Source organism: Pseudomonas salomonii, from assembly GCF_900107155.1.
GTDB classification, from domain to species: Bacteria; Pseudomonadota; Gammaproteobacteria; order Pseudomonadales; family Pseudomonadaceae; genus Aquipseudomonas; species Aquipseudomonas salomonii.
In genome coordinates, this window is sequence record NZ_FNOX01000022.1 from 1 (window position 1) to 18,775 (window position 18,775).

Consider the following 18,775-nt stretch of genomic DNA (forward strand, 5'->3'; position numbering starts at 1 on the left):
CCCTAAACTTGGCTCAGCAATCGTTGGTTACATCTTTGATTTCTCGCGGAGTAACTTGTGATGCTGATAATCTTGTTGACTATCAGTCTGACTCCACAAGCACCCACACGAATTGCTTGATTCAGTTGTTAAAGAGCGGTTGGTTAAGATCTTTCGTCTCAACCGAGGCGCGCATTCTACAGCAGCCTCATTTGCTGTCAAGTGATTATTTTCAGAAGCTTTCGAAGAATTCTTCAACAACTTCAACCACTTGCGCTTACGATCTCTCGTTAGCGGGAGGCGAATTCTACAGCGTTACACGCTGCTGTCAACACCTCTTTTTCAACTCCCTTTTGGCTTCGATGAACTGAAGCAACCCGCTGCCGAAAACTTCATAACTCTTTGTTTATCAAGGAGTTTTCCGTTTCGACTGCGCCGGAAGTGGGGCGAATTATAGACAAATATAAAACACCGTCAACACTTAATTTAGGTTTTCTATCAAACAGCCCAAAATGCCCCATCTCCTTCTATATAAAGAGCACAGCAAGCCGAACTGAGCAATATATTGCTCAAAGCCAGACAGTTAAGCATCATAGGCGCTCTGCTTCTTTACCATGACTTCGGACACCCGCCCCAATGACCACACCACCTCGCAGCCTGGCCTCGGCATTGTTCCCGGTCGGCCTGCTGTTGATCGCCATGGCCTCCATCCAGTCCGGCGCCTCGCTGGCCAAGAGCATGTTCCCCATCGTCGGCGCCCAGGGCACTACTACTCTGCGGCTGATTTTCGCCAGTGTGATCATGCTGCTGCTTTTACGCCCATGGCGCGCCAAACTCACGGCCAAGTCCCTGCGCACGGTCATCGTCTACGGCATGGCGTTGGGCGGCATGAACTTTCTCTTCTATATGTCTTTGCGCACAGTGCCCCTGGGCATCGCAGTAGCGCTGGAATTCACCGGCCCGCTCGCCGTGGCTATCTATGCCTCGCGCCGGGCGGTTGACTTTGTATGGATCGGCCTCGCGATCGCGGGCCTGCTGTTATTGATCCCCACCGGCGAAACCAGCAGTGGTATCGACTTGATTGGCGCCACTTATGCACTGGGCGCCGGCGTTTGCTGGGCGCTCTATATCCTGTTTGGCCAAAAAGCCGGCAACGACAACGGCGTGCAAACTGCCGCCCTGGGCGTGATGATCGCCGCTTTGTTCGTGGCGCCGATCGGCATCGTCCATGCCGGCGCCGCCCTGCTGACGCCCTCGCTGATTCCCGTTGCCATCGGTGTGGCCATCCTCTCCACCGCCTTGCCTTATACCCTGGAAATGGTCGCGCTCACTCGCCTGCCCGCTCGCACCTTCGGCACCTTGATGAGCATTGAGCCGGCATTCGGTGCGCTCTCCGGCCTGTTCTTCCTGCAGGAGCACTTGTCCCTCGCGCAATGGCTGGCAATCACCTGCATTATCTTCGCCTCCGTCGGAGCCACACTGACGATGCGCAATGAATCCAAACCATTGGTGCCCGCTGATTGACGCTCATCGCAGGTAGCTCTGGTATTTGCCGCTCATTTAGGCCATGTTTAGGCCGTAAACGAATGTCTTTCATGGAGAATTTCGACAGGGACTGCTGAACGCTACAATCGAGAGCGAGTGAAGCCTGCATCGAGCCCTTTTGCGACGCGGCTATAAGGATAGTAATGAAACGAATTTTGATACTGTTACTGGTCGTGGGTATTGCTGGCTGTGCTGCGACCACCAAGACAGAAGTAAAACGGGGCAAAAAAGGCATGCACATCAATTGTTCCGGCCTGTCCTCCTCCTGGGACCAGTGCTACACCAGCGCAGCCAACTCCTGCGGCGCCAAGGGCTACCGGGTTGTCGCCAAATCCGGTGACAACTCCGAAGAGCCAGGGGACTATCCTTTCGGTATCAACCCTGCCGGCTATACCAGCCGCAGCATGATCGTCATCTGTAAATGACCGCCCGAGCAGTCCTATTCCGGCTGCTCCCTCCTCTTTACATGCCCTACGCCCTGCTGCGGCTACACTCCTGCTCGACATTCGAGCAACGGAGTTCCCATGACACCCAACAAGAAAATCGTATTGGTGGTTGGTGCCGGTGATGCAACCGGTGGCGCCATTGCCCGGCGCTTTGCCCGCGAAGGCTATGTAGCCTGCGTCACCCGTCGCAGTGCCGATAAGCTGCAGCCCCTGGTCGACAGCATCCAGGCCGCCGGCGGCGAAGCCCACGGTTTTGCCTGTGATGCGCGTAAAGAAGACGACGTGATCGCGCTGGTTGAACAGATAGAAACCCAACTGGGGCCCATCGAAGCTTTCGTTTTCAATATCGGCGCCAACGTGCCGTGCAGCATCCTCGAAGAAACCGCGCGCAAATATTTCAAAATTTGGGAGATGGCCTGCTTCTCCGGATTCCTGAACGCCCGCGAAGTCGCCAAGCGCATGGTCACGCGCGAACGCGGCACTATCCTGTTAACCGGTGCCACTGCCGGGCTGCGTGGCGGTGCAGGGTTTGCTGCGTTCGCCGGCGCCAAACACGGCATCCGCGCGCTCGCGCAAAGCATGGCGCGGGAATTGGGCCCGCGGAACATCCATGTGGCCCACGTGGTGGTCGATGGCGCCATCGACACCGACTTTATTCGCGACAATTTCCCGCACAAATATGCGCAAAAAGACCAGGACGGCATCCTCAACCCAGAACACATCGCCGACAACTATTGGTACCTGCATACCCAACCACGCGACGCCTGGACCTTCGAACTGGACCTGCGCCCCTGGAATGAACCCTGGTAAACGCACCGCCCCTGATCAAGAACAACAATAACTAGCGAGAATCGACCATGAGTAAAACCCTGGAATTTTTTTTCGACCTCGGCAGCCCCGCCACTTACCTGGCCTTTACGCAATTGCCTGCGCTATGTGCCGAGACCGGCGCGCAACTGGTGTATCAGCCCATGCTACTGGGTGGCGTGTTCAAAGCTACCGGCAACGCCTCCCCCATCACTGTGCCCGCCAAAGGGCGTTACATGTTTAATGACCTGGCGCGATACGCCAAGCGCTACAACGTGGCGCTCAAGTTCAACCCGCACTTCCCGATCAATACCCTGGTGCTGATGCGTGCCGTCATGGGTATCCAGATGCGCCAGCCCGAGCGCTTCCAGGCCTTCGTCGATTGCCTGTTTCGCGCCCTTTGGGTCGAAGGTCGCCACCTGGGCGACCCCGCCGTCGTGGCCGCGGTGTTGAGTGAGGCGGGTTTCGACCCAGAGGAAGTCCTGAACCTGGCCAACGATGAAAAGGTCAAGGCCGCCCTCAAGGACAAAACCGAACAGGCTGTTCAGCGCGGGGTATTTGGTGCACCCAGTATGTTTGTAGGCAATGACCTGTTCTTCGGTCAGGACCGTCTGGAGTTTGTGCGCGAAGCGCTCCGCTAAAACTGGATCGCCAAGCGCCCTTGAGCGCCGCTTACGAGCAAATCGTAAGCGGCGCTTACCGTTGCCGGTCGAAACGGTGTGGGTCCATGTCACGTTGCGTATCGGCGAATTACGCGGTGTCGACACCCAATCGACGCCAGTCAGCCAGGGGCAAGGCGTTCGACAACTGTCTCGCCGACGCCCTGGCCAAGGCTCCTGAGCTGCGACCGATCAGATCGCGGCGGTACGCACCTGCAGCCATTCCAGGGCTGCTCCGCTAAGCAGCGGGCTCAGGCGTTCACGCACCTCGGCGTGGTAAGCGTTAAACCACTCGCGTTCATCCGCCGTCAGCAACGACGGCTCCAGGCAACGGGTGTCGATCGGGCAAAGGGTCAAGGTTTCAAACTTGAGGAACTCACCAAACTCGGTCTTGCCCGCTTCGCGGTTCAACACCAGGTTCTCGATGCGTACGCCCCAGCGACCCGGACGATAAGTGCCCGGCTCAATCGAAGTAATCATCCCCGGCTGCATTGCCGTCTGCGGTGCCGCGACGGCCTGGTAGGCGATTACCTGCGGGCCTTCATGCACATTCAGGAAATAGCCTACGCCATGACCTGTACCGTGGCCGTAGTCCACGCCTTCGGCCCAGATCGGCGCACGGGCGATGGCATCCAGCAATGGCGAGAGAATCCCCTTGGGGAAGTGCGCACGCGACAAGGCAATCACGCCCTTGAGCACGCGCGTGCAGTCGCGCTTCTGCTCATCACTCGGCGTGCCGATCGGCACCATCCGCGTAATGTCCGTGGTGCCGCCCAGGTACTGGCCGCCGGAGTCGATCAGCAACAGGCCATCGCCTTCGATCAACGCATGCTCTTCTTCGGTGGCGTGGTAATGGGGCATCGCACCGTTGGCGTTGAACGCCGCGATGGTGTTGAAGCTCAGCGACACATAATCGGGGCGACGGGTACGCGCGGCGGTCAAGTGCTCGTCGATCGTCAGTTCGGTGATGCGCTCACGGCCCAACGCGCTGTCCAGCCAGGCGAAGAATTCGCACAGCGCTGCGCCGTCCTGCTCCATGGCTTGGCGGATATGTTCGGCGTCCGCCAGGCTTTTGCGCGACTTGGCCAGCGTGGTCGGGTTCAAGCCCTCGACCAGCTTGACACCGGCATCGAGGTTTTCCAGCAAACCGGTGGTCACGCGTGCCGGATCAACTTGCAGGCTGACACCCGCCGGAACTGCACGCAGCGCATCTGCCACTTCGCTGTAGTCGCGCAGGGTCACGCCGTCCCGCTCCAGTACCGCGCGCAGCTCGGCATCGACCTTGCTCAGCGCCACAAACAACGTGGCCTGCTGTTGATTGATCAAGGCAAAGGACACAAACACCGGGTTGAACGACACATCACCGCCGCGCAGGTTGAACAGCCAGGCGATGTCATCCAGGGTCGCGATAAAGTGCCAATCGGCGCCCTTCTCTTTCAAGCTGGCACGCAGGGCCGCGAGTTTGTCGCCACGGCTGACGGTCGCCTGCGGCGGCAGGTGTGGGTAGATCGGCTGGTTCGGCAAGGCCGGACGGTCTTGCCAGACTTCATTCAACAGGTCGATATCGGTACGCAGGCGAGCGCCGCGCTCGGCCAGCTTGGCGCCCAAGGTACGTGCCGAGGCCACGGCCATTACTGCGCCGTCCACTGCCACCACGCCACCCTCCGGGGTTTGCTCGGCCAGCCATTCCAGCGGGCCGGGTTGGCCAGGTTGCAGCTTCACCAATTCGATGCCGCTGCCCTTGAGTTCCTTGGTGGCCTGCTCCCAGTAACGGCTGTCGGCCCACACACCGGCAAAATCCGCGGTGACAATCAACGTGCCTACCGAGCCATAAAAACCCGACAGCCATTGCCGCCCCTGCCAGTAACCCGGCAAGTACTCGGACAAATGCGGGTCGGCCGACGGCACCAGCAGGGCATGGATCCCCTCGCGGCGCATCAGTTCACGGGTATGCGCCAGGCGCTCGGGAACCGTTCCATGGGTCAAAGGCTGCGTACTCATCATGTCTCCTGCTAAGCACTCATAATTGTTATGTGTTGTGACTGAAAAATCAGACCGCCCAGAACGCCGGCGCACTGGCCAACGCGGCTTTGATCAACTGCACTGCGGCATCGATATCCTGCTCGGTGGTAAACCGGCCCAGGCTCAAGCGAATGGTCCTGCCGGCGCTGCGTGCGTCCATGGCCCAAAGCCAGAAGCACGTGGGACGGCGCATTACTCGCCGAATTGCACGCCGAGGTGGCCGAAAACGCGATACCTGCGCTCAGGGCCTGGGAATTAAATTCACCCTCGGAGAACGTGAGGCTCAGTGTATGGGGAATGCGCTGGGTGGCGCTGCCATTGAGGCGCACGCCGGCAATCGTTTCCAGCTGATCGAGCAGGCGCTGACGCAACGCGACGATAGCGGCTTTTTCTTCAGCAAAGGACTGCGCCGCCAGGGCGAATGCAGTGCCCATGCCGGCAATCTGATGGGTCGCCAGGGTACCGGAGCGCAATCCGCCTTCGTGGCCGCCGCCGTGAATCTGCGCCAGCACCTTCTGCTGCGCACGCGGGCCGACATACAGCGCGCCAATGCCTTTGGGGCCGTACAGCTTGTGCGCCGAAAACGACATCAGGTCCACCGGCCATTCAGCCAGGTTGATCGCGACCTTGCCCGCGCCCTGCGCCGCATCCACATGCAGCAGCGCGCCGTGCTCACGTACGCGTGCACCAATGGCAGGAATGTCATTGAGGGTGCCCAACTCGTTGTTCACCAGCATCAGCGACACCAGGAAGGTGTCGTCGCGCAGGGCTTCACTGACTGCCTCGGCGCTGATCAAGCCTTCAGCGTCCGGCACCAGGTAAGTGACGGCCACGCCGGCTTCCTGCAACTGCCGCGCCGTGTCCAGCGTAGCCTTGTGTTCGATCTGGCTGGTGATGATATGCCCACCTGCCACACCTCGCGCCTGGGCCACGCCTTTGATGGCCAGGTTGTTGGATTCTGTGGCACCGGAGGTCCAGACGATTTGCTCAGGCTGGGCACCGACCAGCTCGGCCACTTGGCGCCGCGCCTGCTCGACCGTGTGCCGGGCCGCCTGGCCGAACGCATGGGAACTGGACGCAGGGTTGCCGAAGTTGGCATTGAAGCCCAGACACTCGACCATCACTTGAATGACCCGCTCATCCACCGGCGTGGTGGCGGCGTAGTCGAAATACAACGGACGTTTATTCATGACGTTAAGACTCGCAGAGCGTATTCCCCAGGACAGCGCCCAGGGAGGGCATCGACCGGAACAGAGGTCGTCAGGTTTAACCCGTCGGATGCCATAAAAGAAGGACCACTTTATGTAAATGTGCGTAGGAACGCTCCTGAAATTCAGCTTAACAGGCTGAAGTATCCCAATGGCAAACAAAAAGCCCGAGTTTCCTTAAGGGAATCCTCGGGCTTTTTGCCGCCTGGCGCCGGCTCAACTGGGGCGACCGTGCATCACCACGCTGCGCTCGGCGTTCATTTCGCCCTGGTGGTCGAAACCGAACGGCTTGTGTGGCTGACCGGTCAACGCGGCGCGCTGCTGTTGATATTCATCAAACGACAGGCCGCGACGGCTCAAGGCTTCAAGGGCCAACTGCCTGGTTTCTTCGGCGGTGTAAGGACGCGATTCAGGCGATGGATGGGTCGCACATCCGGCAAGGACAGCGCTGACAACTATTAAGGAAACAGCCAGGAAGTGGTTCATGGTTAAGGCCCTGCGAAGGAGGTTTTTAGTCAATGAACACAGGCTACTCCCGCCCTTGCGCAGTGAAAAATCATCCGCCGTGATAGTCGCTATCAACCGTTCCGGCATGCTTGATAGGGGGCCGCTCATATTCATTTACGATCTATAAATATGGAAATACGTTCGTTTACGGAATAAACGTAACCTTCTATAAATGGCTCTGCGCGCAATCAACACTGTTCGCCACGCAACTGTTGCCCAGGCAACAGCCATTCAACAAAACCGCTGACAGGCAACAGCTTCTTTTTTCAACAGGACGCCTGCAGCCCTCGTCAATCAAGGCTCGCAGCCATTGGTACAGCTCTTGCTCAACACGTTCCATCTCACCTGCTACCCACCCCTGTTGAAAAAGGAACTGTCCATGTCCCGTCCTCTGAATGTCGTTGCCCTCTCCGGCGGAACCTGGCGCCCGTCGCGCACCTTGGTGCTGACCCAAGCCGTGCTGGCCGAACTGGCGACGTTGCTGCCGATCCAGACCACCCTGATCGAGTTGGGTGACATTGCCCGGCCCTTGGGCGGCGCACTCTCACGTGATGAACTGCCGGCCGAGGTCGAAGCGCAACTGTTGGCCATCGAACAGGCCGACCTGCTGATCGTCGCCGCGCCGGTGTATCGCGGCTCTTATCCTGGCCTGCTCAAGCACCTGTTTGACCTGGTTGGCCTCAACGCCTTGATCGACACTCCGGTATTGCTCGCGGCCACCGGCGGCAGCGAGCGCCATGCGCTGGTGCTCGATCACCAATTGCGCCCGCTGTTCAGCTTCTTCCAGGCCTTGACCCTGCCGATCGGCGTGTACGCCACCGAAGCTGACTTCACCGACTACCAAATAACCAGCGAGTTATTAAAAGCCCGCATTCAACTGGCCGCAGAACGCGCAGCGCCGTTGTTTGCCGCGCACTCCCCTTCTCTGCTGAAAATCGCTTAAGGATTTGTCATGGATGTTTTCTGGTTTCTGCCCACACATGGCGACGGCCATTTCCTCGGCACCACCCAAGGTGCGCGCCCGGTCACCCTCAATTATCTGAAGCAGGTGGCGCAAGCGGCTGACAGCCTCGGTTATTTCGGCGTGCTGATTCCTACCGGGCGCTCGTGTGAAGATTCCTGGGTAATCGCCTCAGCACTGGTGCCACTGACCGAACGCCTGCGTTACCTGGTAGCGATTCGCCCGGGGATTATTTCGCCCACGGTGTCGGCGCGCATGGCCGCGACTCTGGACCGCCTGTCCAACGGCCGATTGCTGATCAACGTGGTCACCGGTGGCGACCCCGACGAAAACCGTGGCGACGGCAGTTTCCTCGACCACAGTGAGCGCTACGAAGTCTCCGACGAATTCCTGCAGATCTGGCGCCGAGTGTTGCAGGGCGAGTCGGTGGACTTTGAAGGCAAGCACCTGCGTGTGCAGAACGCCAAAGCGCTTTATCCACCGGTGCAGAAGCCGTATCCGCCGCTGTACTTCGGCGGTTCGTCGGAGGCTGCCCACGACCTGGCCGCCGAGCAGGTCGACGTGTACCTGACCTGGGGCGAGCCGCCCGCCGCCGTTGCGCAAAAACTTGCCGACGTGCGTGAACGCGCAGCGCGCCATGGGCGCACCGTCAAGTTCGGCATTCGCCTGCATGTCATCGTGCGCGAAACCGAAGAAGACGCCTGGAAAGCCGCCGACAAACTGATCGCGCACATCAGCGATGAAACCATCGCTGCCGCGCAAAAATCCTTCTCGCGCTTTGATTCCGAAGGCCAGCGGCGCATGGCGGCGTTGCACGACGGGCGCCGCGACAACCTGCAAATCGCCCCCAACCTGTGGGCCGGTGTCGGCCTGGTACGCGGCGGTGCCGGCACCGCGTTGGTGGGCAACCCGCAGCAAGTGGCCGAGCGCATCAAGGAATACGCCGACCTCGGCATCGAGAGCTTCATCTTCTCCGGCTACCCGCACCTGGAAGAAGCCTATCGCTTTGCCGAGCTGGTGTTCCCGCTGTTGCCGGAACCTTACGCCAGCCTCGCCGGGCGCGGCATCACCAACCTCACGGGGCCGTTTGGCGAAATGATTGCCAATGATGTGCTGCCGAACACTAAAGCCTGAGCGCACTGAAACCCACTTCGTGTGGGCACTGCTTTCCTGTGGGAGCCGGGCTTGCCCGCGATGCAAACGACACGGTGTTTCAGTTGCACCACAGTGATGCTATCGCCGGCAAGCCAGCTCCCCCGTTTGAACGTGATTGCCAGACCGACATTGAGGAACCCCGTGTGACAGCCAAACCCCACAGCGTCCTGCCTTCACCTTTGCAGACCGCCAAACTGCTGGCCGCCGAGTTCGCCCTCACCGCCGTTGAACGCGATGAGCGCGGCGGCACGCCCAAGGCCGAACGGGACGCGCTGCGCCAAAGCGGCCTGCTGGCTCTGAGTATCCCCACGCAATACGGCGGCCTCGGCGCGCGGTGGAGTGAAACCCTGGGCATCGTGCGCGAGTTCGCCAAGGTCGACAGCTCCATCGCCCATGTCTTCGGCTTTCACCACCTGATGCTCGCCACCGTGCGCCTGTTTGCGCGCCCGGACCAATGGCAGCCGTGGTTCGAACAGACCGCGCGCAAAAACTGGTTCTGGGGCAATGCCCTCAACCCGCTGGACACGCGCACGCTGGTCAAGGATTTCGGCGGCTGGCGCGAATTTTCCGGCAAGAAAAGCTTCTGCTCCGGCGCCAGCGATTCGGAAATGCTCATCGCCTCGGCCGTGGACGAAAGCGCCGGCGGCAAGCTGCTGATCGCTGCGATTCCCAGCGGGCGCAGCGGCATTACCTTGCACAACGACTGGAACAACATCGGCCAGCGCCAGACCGACAGCGGCAGCGCCAGCTTTGAACGGGTGCGTGTCGAAGAGTCGGAATTGCTGCTGGATCCCGGCCCGTTGAGTACGCCCTTCGCCTGCCTGCGCCCGCTGATCGCGCAGTTAACGTTCACGTATATGTTTCTCGGGATTGCCGAAGGCGCCTTTGAAGAAGCGCGCAATTACACCCTCACCGAAACCCGTGCGTGGCACAAATCTTCGGCTGGCGATGTGCGCCAAGACCCTTACGTGCTGCACCACTACGGCGAATTCTGGGTGGCCCTGCAAGGCGTGCGCCTGCTGGTCGAACGCGCTGGCGAATTGCTCGACCAGGCCTGGGCCAAAGGTGCCAGCTTGAGCGAACAGCAACGGGGCGAACTGGCCATTGCCATCGCCACCGCCAAAGTCGCCGCCACGCGCCAGGGCCTGGACCTGTGCAGCCGCCTGTTTGAAGTCACCGGCGCGCGCTCGACCCATGCCTCGCTGCGCCTGGACCGCCATTGGCGCAACTTGCGCACGCAAACCCTGCACGACCCGGTGGATTACAAACTCCACGAACTGGGGGACTGGGCGTTGAACCAGTCCCTGCCGATCCCGACGTTCTACTCCTGAGAGAGGTGCCCATGCAGCTGTTGACCTTACCGCCCTCGCCCGCCCTCGCGACCTCGATTCGCGCCACGGCCCAGGTCTTCGAAGACCCCAAATCCCAGGCGTTGCTCGACCATATCCAGCAAGTGGCGCCCAGCGAAGCCAGCGTGTTGATCATCGGCGAGACCGGCACCGGCAAAGAGCTGGTGGCGCGCCATATTCATAACCTCAGTGCGCGGCGCAACCGGCCCTTTGTGGCGGTCAACTGCGGCGCGTTTTCCGAATCCCTGGTGGAAGCCGAGTTGTTCGGGCACGAAAAAGGTGCGTTTACCGGCGCCCTCAGCGCCAAGGCCGGCTGGTTCGAAGAGGCCGACGGCGGCACCTTGTTCCTCGATGAGATCGGCGATTTGCCGATGGCGATCCAGGTCAAATTGTTGCGCGTACTACAGGAACGTGAAGTGGTGCGCCTGGGTTCGCGCAAGAGCATTGCGATTGATGTACGCGTACTGGCGGCCACCAACGTGCAACTGGAAAAAGCCATCAACGCGGGGCACTTTCGCGAAGACCTCTACTACCGCCTGGATGTGGTCAGCCTCGAACTCAGCCCACTGCGCGAGCGCCCCGGCGATATCCTGCCGCTGACCCGGCATTTTATCGAAGCCTATAGCCGGCGCCTGGGCTACGGCCCCATCACCATCAGCCGCGAGGCCGAGCACAAGCTCAAAAGCTACAGCTGGCCGGGCAATATCCGCGAGCTGGAAAACGTGATTCACCACACGTTGCTGATCTGCCGTAACGGCCTGATCGAGCGCGATGATCTGCGCCTGTCGAACATGCGCATCGAGCGCCAGGACGACAGCCAGCACGGCACCGACAACAGCGCCGACGCCTTGCTGGCCCGCGCCTTTCAAAAGCTCTTCGAAGAACAGGCCGGCGCCCTGCATGAAAAGGTCGAAGACGCGCTGTTGCGCGCCGCCTACCGTTTCAGCCATTACAACCAGGTGCACACCGCCAACCTGCTGGGCCTGAGCCGCAACGTCACGCGCACGCGCCTGATCAAAATCGGCGAACTGGCGGTGAACAAACGCCGCCCCGGCGAAAACGTGCAGGGCGAACGCATGCTGCACTTATCCATTTAGGCGGCAGTGCAACGCGTTGTCATGGCTGCGCTCGAAACTGCGCAGCACCTGGAATGAACCGAAGGTCACCGCCGTGGCCTGGTGGGCGCGAATCAGCGTCCAGAAGTCTTCCTCGCCGTGCTCAAAACACTTGAACGCCGCCTCGCCGTCCTCACGCGAGCGCCATTGCAGGTAATTGAGCACCCGCCGCCCGTCGTCGCTGACTTGCACACTGGCATTGATAAAGCCGCCATGGCCCTGGGCCAGGCGTTCGCTCTGGGTGGACAAGGCCGCCACCAGGGCAAATTGCTGCTGAGGTTCGATCTGAAACTCGATCAACTGAGTGAAGCTGCGATTTTTCTCTGATACCTGCATGAACACTCCCCTCTCTCTGTAGGCAGAATCTTGCGATTCGATGCCACGCAGCGTAAAACCTCTAGTTAAGTCAAGGTCAAGCGCTTATCCGGAGTTTTTATGCTTACCAAGGAACTCACCGTCGGCCAACTCGCCGCACGAAGCGGCGTGGCGGTTACGGCGCTGCACTTTTATGAGTCCAAGGGGTTGATCAAGAGCAACCGCAACGCCGGTAACCAGCGGCGCTACCCACGGGATGTGTTGCGGCGCGTGGTGGTGATCAAGATCGCACAACGCCTGGGGATTCCACTGGCGACGATTGGCGAAGCGTTACAGACCTTGCCGAACGGGCGCACGCCCACTGCACAGGACTGGGAACGCTTGTCGGCACTGTGGCGTGAGGATCTGGATCAGCGCATCAACAAGCTGATGCTGCTGCGCGACAAACTTAGTGGTTGTATTGGTTGCGGGTGTTTATCGCTGGAGGCGTGTCCGTTGCGTAATCAGGATGATCAGTTAGGTGAGCATGGCCCAGGCGCCCAGTTACTGGAGCCCACCGCATCCTCCTGAATTGGCCATGCGATCAATGTGGGAGCTGGCTTGCCAACACCTCGTCGGTTACCTGCAGGCTACGGCGGGCGTGGCCTATAGTGAAAATACCGGACCTCCACAACCACCACCTAAGGAGAACGATATGAGCGTTAAGCCAATCCCCGAGGGTTATCACAGCGTCACGCCGTATATGGGCATCGATAACGCCGCCGAGGCCATCGAGTTCTACAAGAAAGCCTTTGGCGCTACCCAGGTCATGCGCCTGGACATGCCCGATGGCAAGGTCGGCCACGCCGAGCTGCGCATCGGTGACTCGGCGATCATGCTCGGCTCGCCCTGTGCCGACATGGCCCTGCGCAATCCGGATGAGCACACCAGCGTCGGTTTGCACCTGTATGTGAACGATGTGGATGCGCAGTACAAACAGGCTATTGTGGCGGGCGCTACTTCGGTGTCCGAGCCCAAAGACCAGTTTTACGGCGACCGCTCGGCGAGCGTGAAGGACCCCTTCGGTCACCTGTGGTTTTTGGCTACGCGCAAAGAGGATCTGACTGAAGCGCAGATCCGCGAGCGGGCCATGGAAATGTTCAAGCAAGGCTGAAGTTTCAATAACCCTGCACATCCAATGTGGGAGCTGGCTTGCCTGCGATGCAGACACCTCGGTGTGTCAGGTACACCGAGTTGATGCCATCGCAGGCAAGCCAGCTCCCACAGAAAAGCAGATCCCAGGTGTATGCAAATCCGCTTTTCGCTTTTGATCCAACCACTCAGGTCGGCTACTAGGCCGCCGTTACCCAAATAACGGATATGCACACCGAAAAACCGCCACCGCAACCCACCCCGCAACACACTTCATGAACAACCCCTCCACGCTTTCCCCCTTGCCCCAAACCCCGCGTGATTCCACGATGCAAGCACTTACAAAGAGGAGTCATTCCATGTTCGCCGGATTCCAAAAAGACCAGTGCCACGTCAACGGCGTGGACATCAGCTACCGCAAAGGCGGTACAGGTCCCGGTCTGCTCCTGTTGCACGGGCACCCGCAAACCCATGTCATCTGGCACAAAGTCGCCGAACAGTTGGCCGAACACTTCACCGTGGTTGCCGCCGACCTGCGCGGTTATGGCGACAGCAGCAAGCCACCGGCCAACGACCAGCACACCCATTATTCCAAACGCGAAATGGCCCGCGACGCCGTCGAGCTGATGCAAGCCCTGGGCTTCGACAATTTCTCGGTACTGGCCCACGACCGTGGCGCCCGCGTCGCCCATCGCCTGGCCCTGGACCACCCCGCCGCCGTGCAGCGCATGGTGCTGCTGGACATCGCGCCCACCTTGTCGATGTACGCCCAGACCGACGAAGCCTTCGCCCGCGCCTACTGGCACTGGTTCTTCCTGATCCGCCCGGCGCCGTTGCCCGAAGCGCTGATCGAGAGCAACCCCGAGTTGTACCTGCGCAGCGTCATGGGCAGCCGCAGTGCCGGGCTCAAACCGTTCACCGATGAAGCCTTCGCCGAATACCTGCGCTGCCTGCAACTGCCCGGCACCGCTCGCGGCATCTGCGAGGACTACCGCGCTGCCGCCGGCATCGATCTTGAGCACGACCAGGCCGACATCGACGCCGGCAATCACCTGAACCAGCCGTTGCTGGTGATGTGGGGCGCCGAAGGTACGGTCGGGCGCTGCTTCGAGCCGCTCAAGGAATGGCAGAAAGTCGCCACAGACGTGCGTGGCAAAGCCCTGCCGGCCGGGCACTACATTGCCGAAGAGGCGCCTGAGTTGTTGCTGGGCGAAATCCTGGCCTTCCTGCGCTGAATGCACTGACACCCTGATCTGAAACACCCGCCTCGCAGGCTGCCAATGGCCTGCGACGGGGTCGCTTTGCCCAAAAAACATCCCGAGATAATAACAATGACAATCCGAAAACTGCTGGGAACCCTGTATGTCCAGGTGCTCATCGCCATCGCGCTGGGTGTGTTGATCGGCCATGTCCGGCCGCAAATCGGTATCGACCTCAAGCCCCTGGGCGACGGGTTTATCAAGCTGATCAAGATGATCATCGGCCCGATCATCTTCTGCACCGTGGTCTCCGGCATCACCAGCATGCACGACGTGAAGCAGGTGGGCCGCGTCGGCGGCAAGGCGCTGCTGTACTTCGAGATCGTCTCCACCATCGCCCTGCTGATCGGCCTCCTCGCCGCGCACCTGCTGCAACCGGGCGTGGGTTTCAACATTGATGTGAAGAGCCTCGACAGCTCGGCCATCGCCGGTTTTGTCGGCCAGGCCGAACACGGCGAAGGCATCACCGGGTTCCTGCTGCACGTGATCCCCACCACGTTTTTTGATGCCTTCTCCAAAGGTGAAATCCTGCCGGTACTGTTTGTCTCGGTGCTGTTCGGCGTCGGCCTGGTGATGGTCGGGGAAAAAGGCCGGCCATTGGTGGGCGTGGTCAACCAGGCCAGCGAAGTGTTCTTTCGCATCGTCGGCATCATCAGCCGCGTGGCGCCCATTGGCGCGTTTGGGGCGATTGCCTTCACCATCGGCAAATACGGCGTGGGCTCGTTGCTGCCGTTGCTCAAGCTGGTGGGTACGTTCTACCTCACCGCGTTTTTCTTTGTCGCCGTGGTGCTGGGCAGCATCGCGCGCTACGCCGGCTTCAGCATTTTCAAGTTGATGGGCTATATCAAGTCGGAGCTGTTGATTGTGCTGGGCACCAGCTCGTCGGAGTCGGCGCTGCCGCAACTGATCCAGAAACTCGAAAGCCTGGGCGCGTCCAAAGGCGTGGTGGGCATCGTGGTGCCGACCGGCTACACCTTCAACCTCGACGGCACCAACATCTACATGACCCTGGCGGTGTTGTTCCTGGCGCAAGCCACCAATATTCACCTGCCGCTGGAGCAACAATTGACCTTGCTGGCGGTGGCCATGCTCACCTCCAAGGGCGCCGGTGCGGTGGTTGGTGCAGGTTTTGTGGCGCTGGCCGCGAGCCTGGCGGTGGTGCCCACCGTACCGGTGGCGGCGATGGTGCTGATCCTGGGTGTCGACCGCTTCATGGCCGAATGCCGCTCGCTGACCAATATCATCGGCAATGCCGTCGCGGCATTGGTGGTAGCCGCCTGGGAGGGTGAGCTGGACCGCGAAAAAATGGCCCCTATCGCCCTCAAGCATGGCCGCCATGCGCGGGCTGCCGCGCAGGCGAAGGTCGCCGCCGAGTAAGCAGTAACGGATCGGCAGGCCGGAAGGCATGCCGATCCGGTGCTATTCTGGCGGCTCATACCGCCACGTCTGTTTCTGATGACTCATAAGAAAGATACCGTGCCCCTACCCGAAGACCTGCGGGTGTTCCTCACCGTGATCCGCAAGGCCGGCTTCGCTGCCGCCGCTGATGAACTGGGGCTGTCGCCTGCGTATGTGAGCAAGCGCATTCAGATCCTCGAAACCACCCTGGCCACGCGCCTGCTGCACCGCACCAGCCGCCGCATCGCCCTGACCGAAGACGGCGAGCGGGTGCAACGCTGGGCCGTGCGCATCCTCGAAGATTTCCAGCAACTGTCCGATGAACTCAGCGATGCCCACGACAGCCCGCGCGGGCATCTGCACTTGTGCAGCAGCTTCGGCTTCGGCCGCAATCATGTGGCGCCGGCCCTGTCGCTGCTGGCCGAGCAGTACCCGGACCTGGAAATCCGCCTGGACCTGTTCGACCGCGTGGTGGATATCGTCAGTGAAGGGTTCGACCTGGAAATTCGCGTCGGCGATGACATCCCTGGTCAGCACATCGGCAGGCGGCTGGTGAGCAATCGCCGGGTGCTGTGCGCAGCACCGGCGTACCTGCAACGCAAAGGCACGCCGCAACAGTTGAGCGACCTGGAGCAGCACGACTGCCTGGTGCTCAAGGAGCGTGACAACGCCTTCGGTATCTGGAACCTGGAGCGTGACGGCGCGCCCGAAAGCGTGCGTGTACGCGGGCCGCTCTCATCGAACAACGGCGAGATCGTGTTGCAGTGGGCTTTGGACGGGCGCGGCGTGTTACTGCGCTCGATGTGGGACGTAAAACCGCTGCTGGAACAGGGCAGGCTGGTGCAGGTGCTGCACACCTACACCCAAAGCGCCAACGTGTGGGCGGTGTACCCGACACGTTTGGCCTACTCCGGCAAATTGCGCGCCTGCGTGGAGTTTTTACAGGAGCACTTCAAGGGGTTGTCGATCTGACGCCCCGCGTGGCGTTGACACCCAGCCATACCGTCATGATCACCAGGGCCGTCAACGGCAGCCCGTGGAACAGCACGATCACCTGGGCCGGCGTCCACGTCAGGTAGAACGGCCCCACCACCAGCATGCCCACGCCAAAGCCGGCCATCTGGATCAGCGTCAACAGGCTGAACAGCGGCAGGCGCAAGCTATCGGGTTCACTTTGTGCGCGGGAAACCAGCGCCACTTCGGAGATACCATCGCCCAGCCCGGCCCACACCACCAGCAACAGCGCCAGCCACAGTTCGGTTTGCTGGAAGGTCAGGATAAAGCCGCTGGACATCAGCGCCACACCCGCCATGAACCAGCGTTCCATGCCTTGGGTACCACGGCTCTTGAGTAGCGCACTGGCCACGCGCGCGCCGATGAACTTGCCGCAGGCCCACACCGCCAGCAGGTAGCCCATGACGGTTTTCGCGGTGTCCGGCGAAATGTATTGCGACAACACCGGCCAGCCGACGTTATGTGCAGCACTGCCGAGGGTGTCGAGCATGCTGATCAACAACATCGCCGCCAACACCGGCGCACCGCGCAGGCCTTTGGTCAGCTCATGCCATTCGGCGGCAAGCCCGCGATGCGCGGCCACGACGACTGAATACAGGGCGCGCAACGGCAGGATCAGGCAGGCCGCCGCCACGTAAGTGCCGATGTTGACGGCAAACACCGCCTCGAATCCGCCCGTGGCGATCAGCAAGCCGGAGAGCAAGCTGCCAAATACCGCACCGGTAGCCGCCGCCGAGGTGATCCAGGCATTGGTGCTCACCCGCTGCTCGAGCGCCACCCAGGTCGGCAACTGGCTATTGAGGCCAATGGCAAACAGCGAGTTGCACAGGCCGATGCCGAACGCGATAAACGGCAGCACGTTGAGTTGATGCGCCGGTATCAACACCAGCAGCGGCACCAGTAACAACGCGCGGGCCAGGTCCAGCCCGGCCAGGGTACTGCGCCCCGGGAAGCGCCGGAAAAACGGGATGCCGAACAGGCTGGCGACAATCCCGCCCGTGACCCGGCACGCCAGGAACACACTGACAAACACCACGCTTTGGCTGAGCCAGTAAACATAGGTCGAGAGCGCCACCATGTTGAGGAATGCGCCGAAGTCCGACACGCCCCGCGCAAAGATGATCAAGCGGGCGTTGCGGGTCGACAAGCCCAATGGCTGAACGTCGCTCATGCAGGTTGCACCTCGTCTTCCAGCTGAACATCAGCAGCCACGCCGCGCAGGCTGACCAGCAGCACATCACGCCAGGCCGGTGCCGAATCGGCCTGCGGCCGGACAGCGCCGGCGCGGTGATACAGTCCACGGTCGTTGATCACAATGGTTTCCAGAAACTGCTCCATCGCCAGGTTCAGCACGCGGCTGTGCTCGGCCTCAGCGGTAAATACCTCGGACACCACCGGCACGGTATTGCTCTGGCCAATGAAGTGCATGAACACCCAATCCAGGCCGTCCTGGTGAATCCCCGAGGTGGTCGGGCTGGCCGATGGCCCCTCAGCACGCACGCGGAACTGGTGGATATCAATGGTGTAGGCATGCGGGCCCAGGTGCGGTTCGATCACCGCCAGGTCGGTGGCGAGCAATTTCTGCATCAGTGGGTGCTCGATAAAGCCCTCCTCGCTGTAGCTCAAGTGGTTCACGCCCTGGCGATAGTTGACCGCATAGGTGACCGGCGACTTGAACGCGGTCGTGCGGTCGATCTGCAACTGCCGCGACGGGGATAAACGATAGCGCAGGATCCGCCGTTCGCGATGGGTGTATGCCTTGAACGCCTCGTCGCGCACCAGGTTCGCCCAGTAGGCGCGAAAGCTTTGCTCCTCGCCGGGCTCAACCTTGAGCAACTGGACAAAGTCCCGACGGTGACAATAGTGGTGCTCGCGCAAATGCGCGCCAATCTGTGGGATGTCCAT

General features: G+C 60.8%; 18 protein-coding genes and 1 pseudogene. 13 read left to right on the forward strand and 6 right to left on the reverse strand.

Going from position 1 to position 18,775, the window contains the following annotated elements; all coding sequences use genetic code 11:
• The first annotated feature begins 615 nt into the window (after nucleotides 1-615).
• The 4 genes from rhtA to BLV67_RS30815 all read left to right on the forward strand — a co-directional run bounded on the left by rhtA (nucleotide 616) and on the right by BLV67_RS30815 (nucleotide 3,418).
• Nucleotides 616-1,503, forward strand: a complete 888-nt coding sequence (rhtA, locus tag BLV67_RS30800; RefSeq protein ID WP_065931753.1) for a threonine/homoserine exporter RhtA — start codon at nucleotides 616-618, stop codon at nucleotides 1,501-1,503.
• Between the two features lie 164 nt (nucleotides 1,504-1,667).
• A complete protein-coding gene (locus BLV67_RS30805) occupies nucleotides 1,668-1,949 on the forward strand; it encodes a hypothetical protein (RefSeq protein WP_056859698.1) in 282 nt (93 codons plus the stop codon).
• Between the two features lie 99 nt (nucleotides 1,950-2,048).
• Nucleotides 2,049-2,780 (forward strand): SDR family oxidoreductase, encoded by a 732-nt coding sequence (locus BLV67_RS30810; protein ID WP_069786302.1) that lies wholly within the window; start codon nucleotides 2,049-2,051, stop codon nucleotides 2,778-2,780.
• A gap of 47 nt (nucleotides 2,781-2,827) precedes the next feature.
• A complete protein-coding gene (locus tag BLV67_RS30815; protein WP_065931751.1) occupies nucleotides 2,828-3,418 on the forward strand; it encodes a 2-hydroxychromene-2-carboxylate isomerase in 591 nt (196 codons plus the stop codon).
• 210 nt (nucleotides 3,419-3,628) lie between these two features.
• On the opposite strand, the gene BLV67_RS30820 is transcribed toward BLV67_RS30815, so the two are convergent.
• The 3 genes and pseudogenes from BLV67_RS30820 to BLV67_RS30830 form a co-directional block, all read right to left on the reverse strand.
• Nucleotides 3,629-5,437 carry an aminopeptidase P family protein gene (locus BLV67_RS30820; RefSeq protein ID WP_065931750.1) on the reverse strand — a complete coding sequence of 603 codons (1,809 nt, stop codon included), beginning with the start codon at nucleotides 5,435-5,437 and terminating at the stop codon, nucleotides 3,629-3,631.
• A gap of 49 nt (nucleotides 5,438-5,486) precedes the next feature.
• A pseudogene (locus tag BLV67_RS30825) lies at nucleotides 5,487-6,648 on the reverse strand (cysteine desulfurase family protein).
• Nucleotides 6,649-6,882: 234 nt separating this feature from the next.
• The gene (locus BLV67_RS30830) at nucleotides 6,883-7,152 is read right to left on the reverse strand and encodes a hypothetical protein (protein WP_056859693.1); all 270 of its coding nucleotides are present in this window, start codon (nucleotides 7,150-7,152) and stop codon (nucleotides 6,883-6,885) included.
• Between the two features lie 400 nt (nucleotides 7,153-7,552).
• Here BLV67_RS30830 and msuE point away from each other — a divergent pair, with 400 nt between their 5' ends.
• From msuE to BLV67_RS30850, 4 genes are all read left to right on the forward strand, one after another.
• Nucleotides 7,553-8,116: an FMN reductase gene (msuE, locus tag BLV67_RS30835; protein WP_065931748.1), complete on the forward strand. Its 564-nt coding sequence runs from the start codon at nucleotides 7,553-7,555 to the stop codon at nucleotides 8,114-8,116.
• 9 nt (nucleotides 8,117-8,125) lie between these two features.
• Nucleotides 8,126-9,268 carry an FMNH2-dependent alkanesulfonate monooxygenase gene (gene ssuD, locus BLV67_RS30840; protein WP_069786303.1) on the forward strand — a complete coding sequence of 381 codons (1,143 nt, stop codon included), beginning with the start codon at nucleotides 8,126-8,128 and terminating at the stop codon, nucleotides 9,266-9,268.
• A 164-nt stretch (nucleotides 9,269-9,432) separates the two neighbouring features.
• Complete coding sequence (locus tag BLV67_RS30845; RefSeq protein WP_056859690.1) at nucleotides 9,433-10,620, forward strand: acyl-CoA dehydrogenase family protein; 1,188 nt, start codon at nucleotides 9,433-9,435, stop codon at nucleotides 10,618-10,620.
• Between the two features lie 11 nt (nucleotides 10,621-10,631).
• Complete coding sequence (locus tag BLV67_RS30850) at nucleotides 10,632-11,735, forward strand: sigma-54 interaction domain-containing protein (protein WP_069786304.1); 1,104 nt, start codon at nucleotides 10,632-10,634, stop codon at nucleotides 11,733-11,735.
• Here BLV67_RS30850 and BLV67_RS30855 read toward each other — a convergent pair.
• On the reverse strand, nucleotides 11,724-12,089 hold the full coding sequence (locus tag BLV67_RS30855; protein ID WP_056859702.1) for an antibiotic biosynthesis monooxygenase: 366 nt from the start codon (nucleotides 12,087-12,089) through the stop codon (nucleotides 11,724-11,726). The two genes, BLV67_RS30850 and BLV67_RS30855, sit on opposite strands and share 12 nt — an antisense overlap.
• Before the next feature lie 99 nt (nucleotides 12,090-12,188).
• Here BLV67_RS30855 and soxR point away from each other — a divergent pair, with 99 nt between their 5' ends.
• The 5 genes from soxR (at nucleotide 12,189) to BLV67_RS30880 (ending at nucleotide 16,828) form a co-directional block, all read left to right on the forward strand.
• Nucleotides 12,189-12,638 carry a redox-sensitive transcriptional activator SoxR gene (gene soxR, locus BLV67_RS30860; RefSeq protein ID WP_065931747.1) on the forward strand — a complete coding sequence of 150 codons (450 nt, stop codon included), beginning with the start codon at nucleotides 12,189-12,191 and terminating at the stop codon, nucleotides 12,636-12,638.
• A gap of 124 nt (nucleotides 12,639-12,762) precedes the next feature.
• Nucleotides 12,763-13,221 (forward strand): VOC family protein, encoded by a 459-nt coding sequence (locus tag BLV67_RS30865; RefSeq protein WP_065931746.1) that lies wholly within the window; start codon nucleotides 12,763-12,765, stop codon nucleotides 13,219-13,221.
• A gap of 337 nt (nucleotides 13,222-13,558) precedes the next feature.
• Entirely contained in the window at nucleotides 13,559-14,434 is an 876-nt protein-coding gene (locus BLV67_RS30870; RefSeq protein ID WP_069786305.1) for an alpha/beta fold hydrolase, read from the forward strand.
• A gap of 96 nt (nucleotides 14,435-14,530) precedes the next feature.
• Nucleotides 14,531-15,835 (forward strand): dicarboxylate/amino acid:cation symporter, encoded by a 1,305-nt coding sequence (locus BLV67_RS30875; protein WP_069786306.1) that lies wholly within the window; start codon nucleotides 14,531-14,533, stop codon nucleotides 15,833-15,835.
• Between the two features lie 78 nt (nucleotides 15,836-15,913).
• The gene (locus BLV67_RS30880; RefSeq protein ID WP_167365900.1) at nucleotides 15,914-16,828 is read left to right on the forward strand and encodes a LysR substrate-binding domain-containing protein; all 915 of its coding nucleotides are present in this window, start codon (nucleotides 15,914-15,916) and stop codon (nucleotides 16,826-16,828) included.
• Here the strand turns inward: BLV67_RS30880 and BLV67_RS30885 are convergent.
• Together BLV67_RS30885 and BLV67_RS30890 are read right to left on the reverse strand one after the other, a co-directional pair.
• The gene (locus BLV67_RS30885; protein ID WP_065931743.1) at nucleotides 16,809-18,041 is read right to left on the reverse strand and encodes an MFS transporter; all 1,233 of its coding nucleotides are present in this window, start codon (nucleotides 18,039-18,041) and stop codon (nucleotides 16,809-16,811) included. The genes BLV67_RS30880 and BLV67_RS30885 overlap by 20 nt on opposite strands.
• Nucleotides 18,038-18,775 carry a 2OG-Fe dioxygenase family protein gene (locus BLV67_RS30890; RefSeq protein WP_069786307.1) on the reverse strand — a complete coding sequence of 246 codons (738 nt, stop codon included), beginning with the start codon at nucleotides 18,773-18,775 and terminating at the stop codon, nucleotides 18,038-18,040. The genes BLV67_RS30885 and BLV67_RS30890 overlap by 4 nt, the downstream gene beginning before the upstream one ends.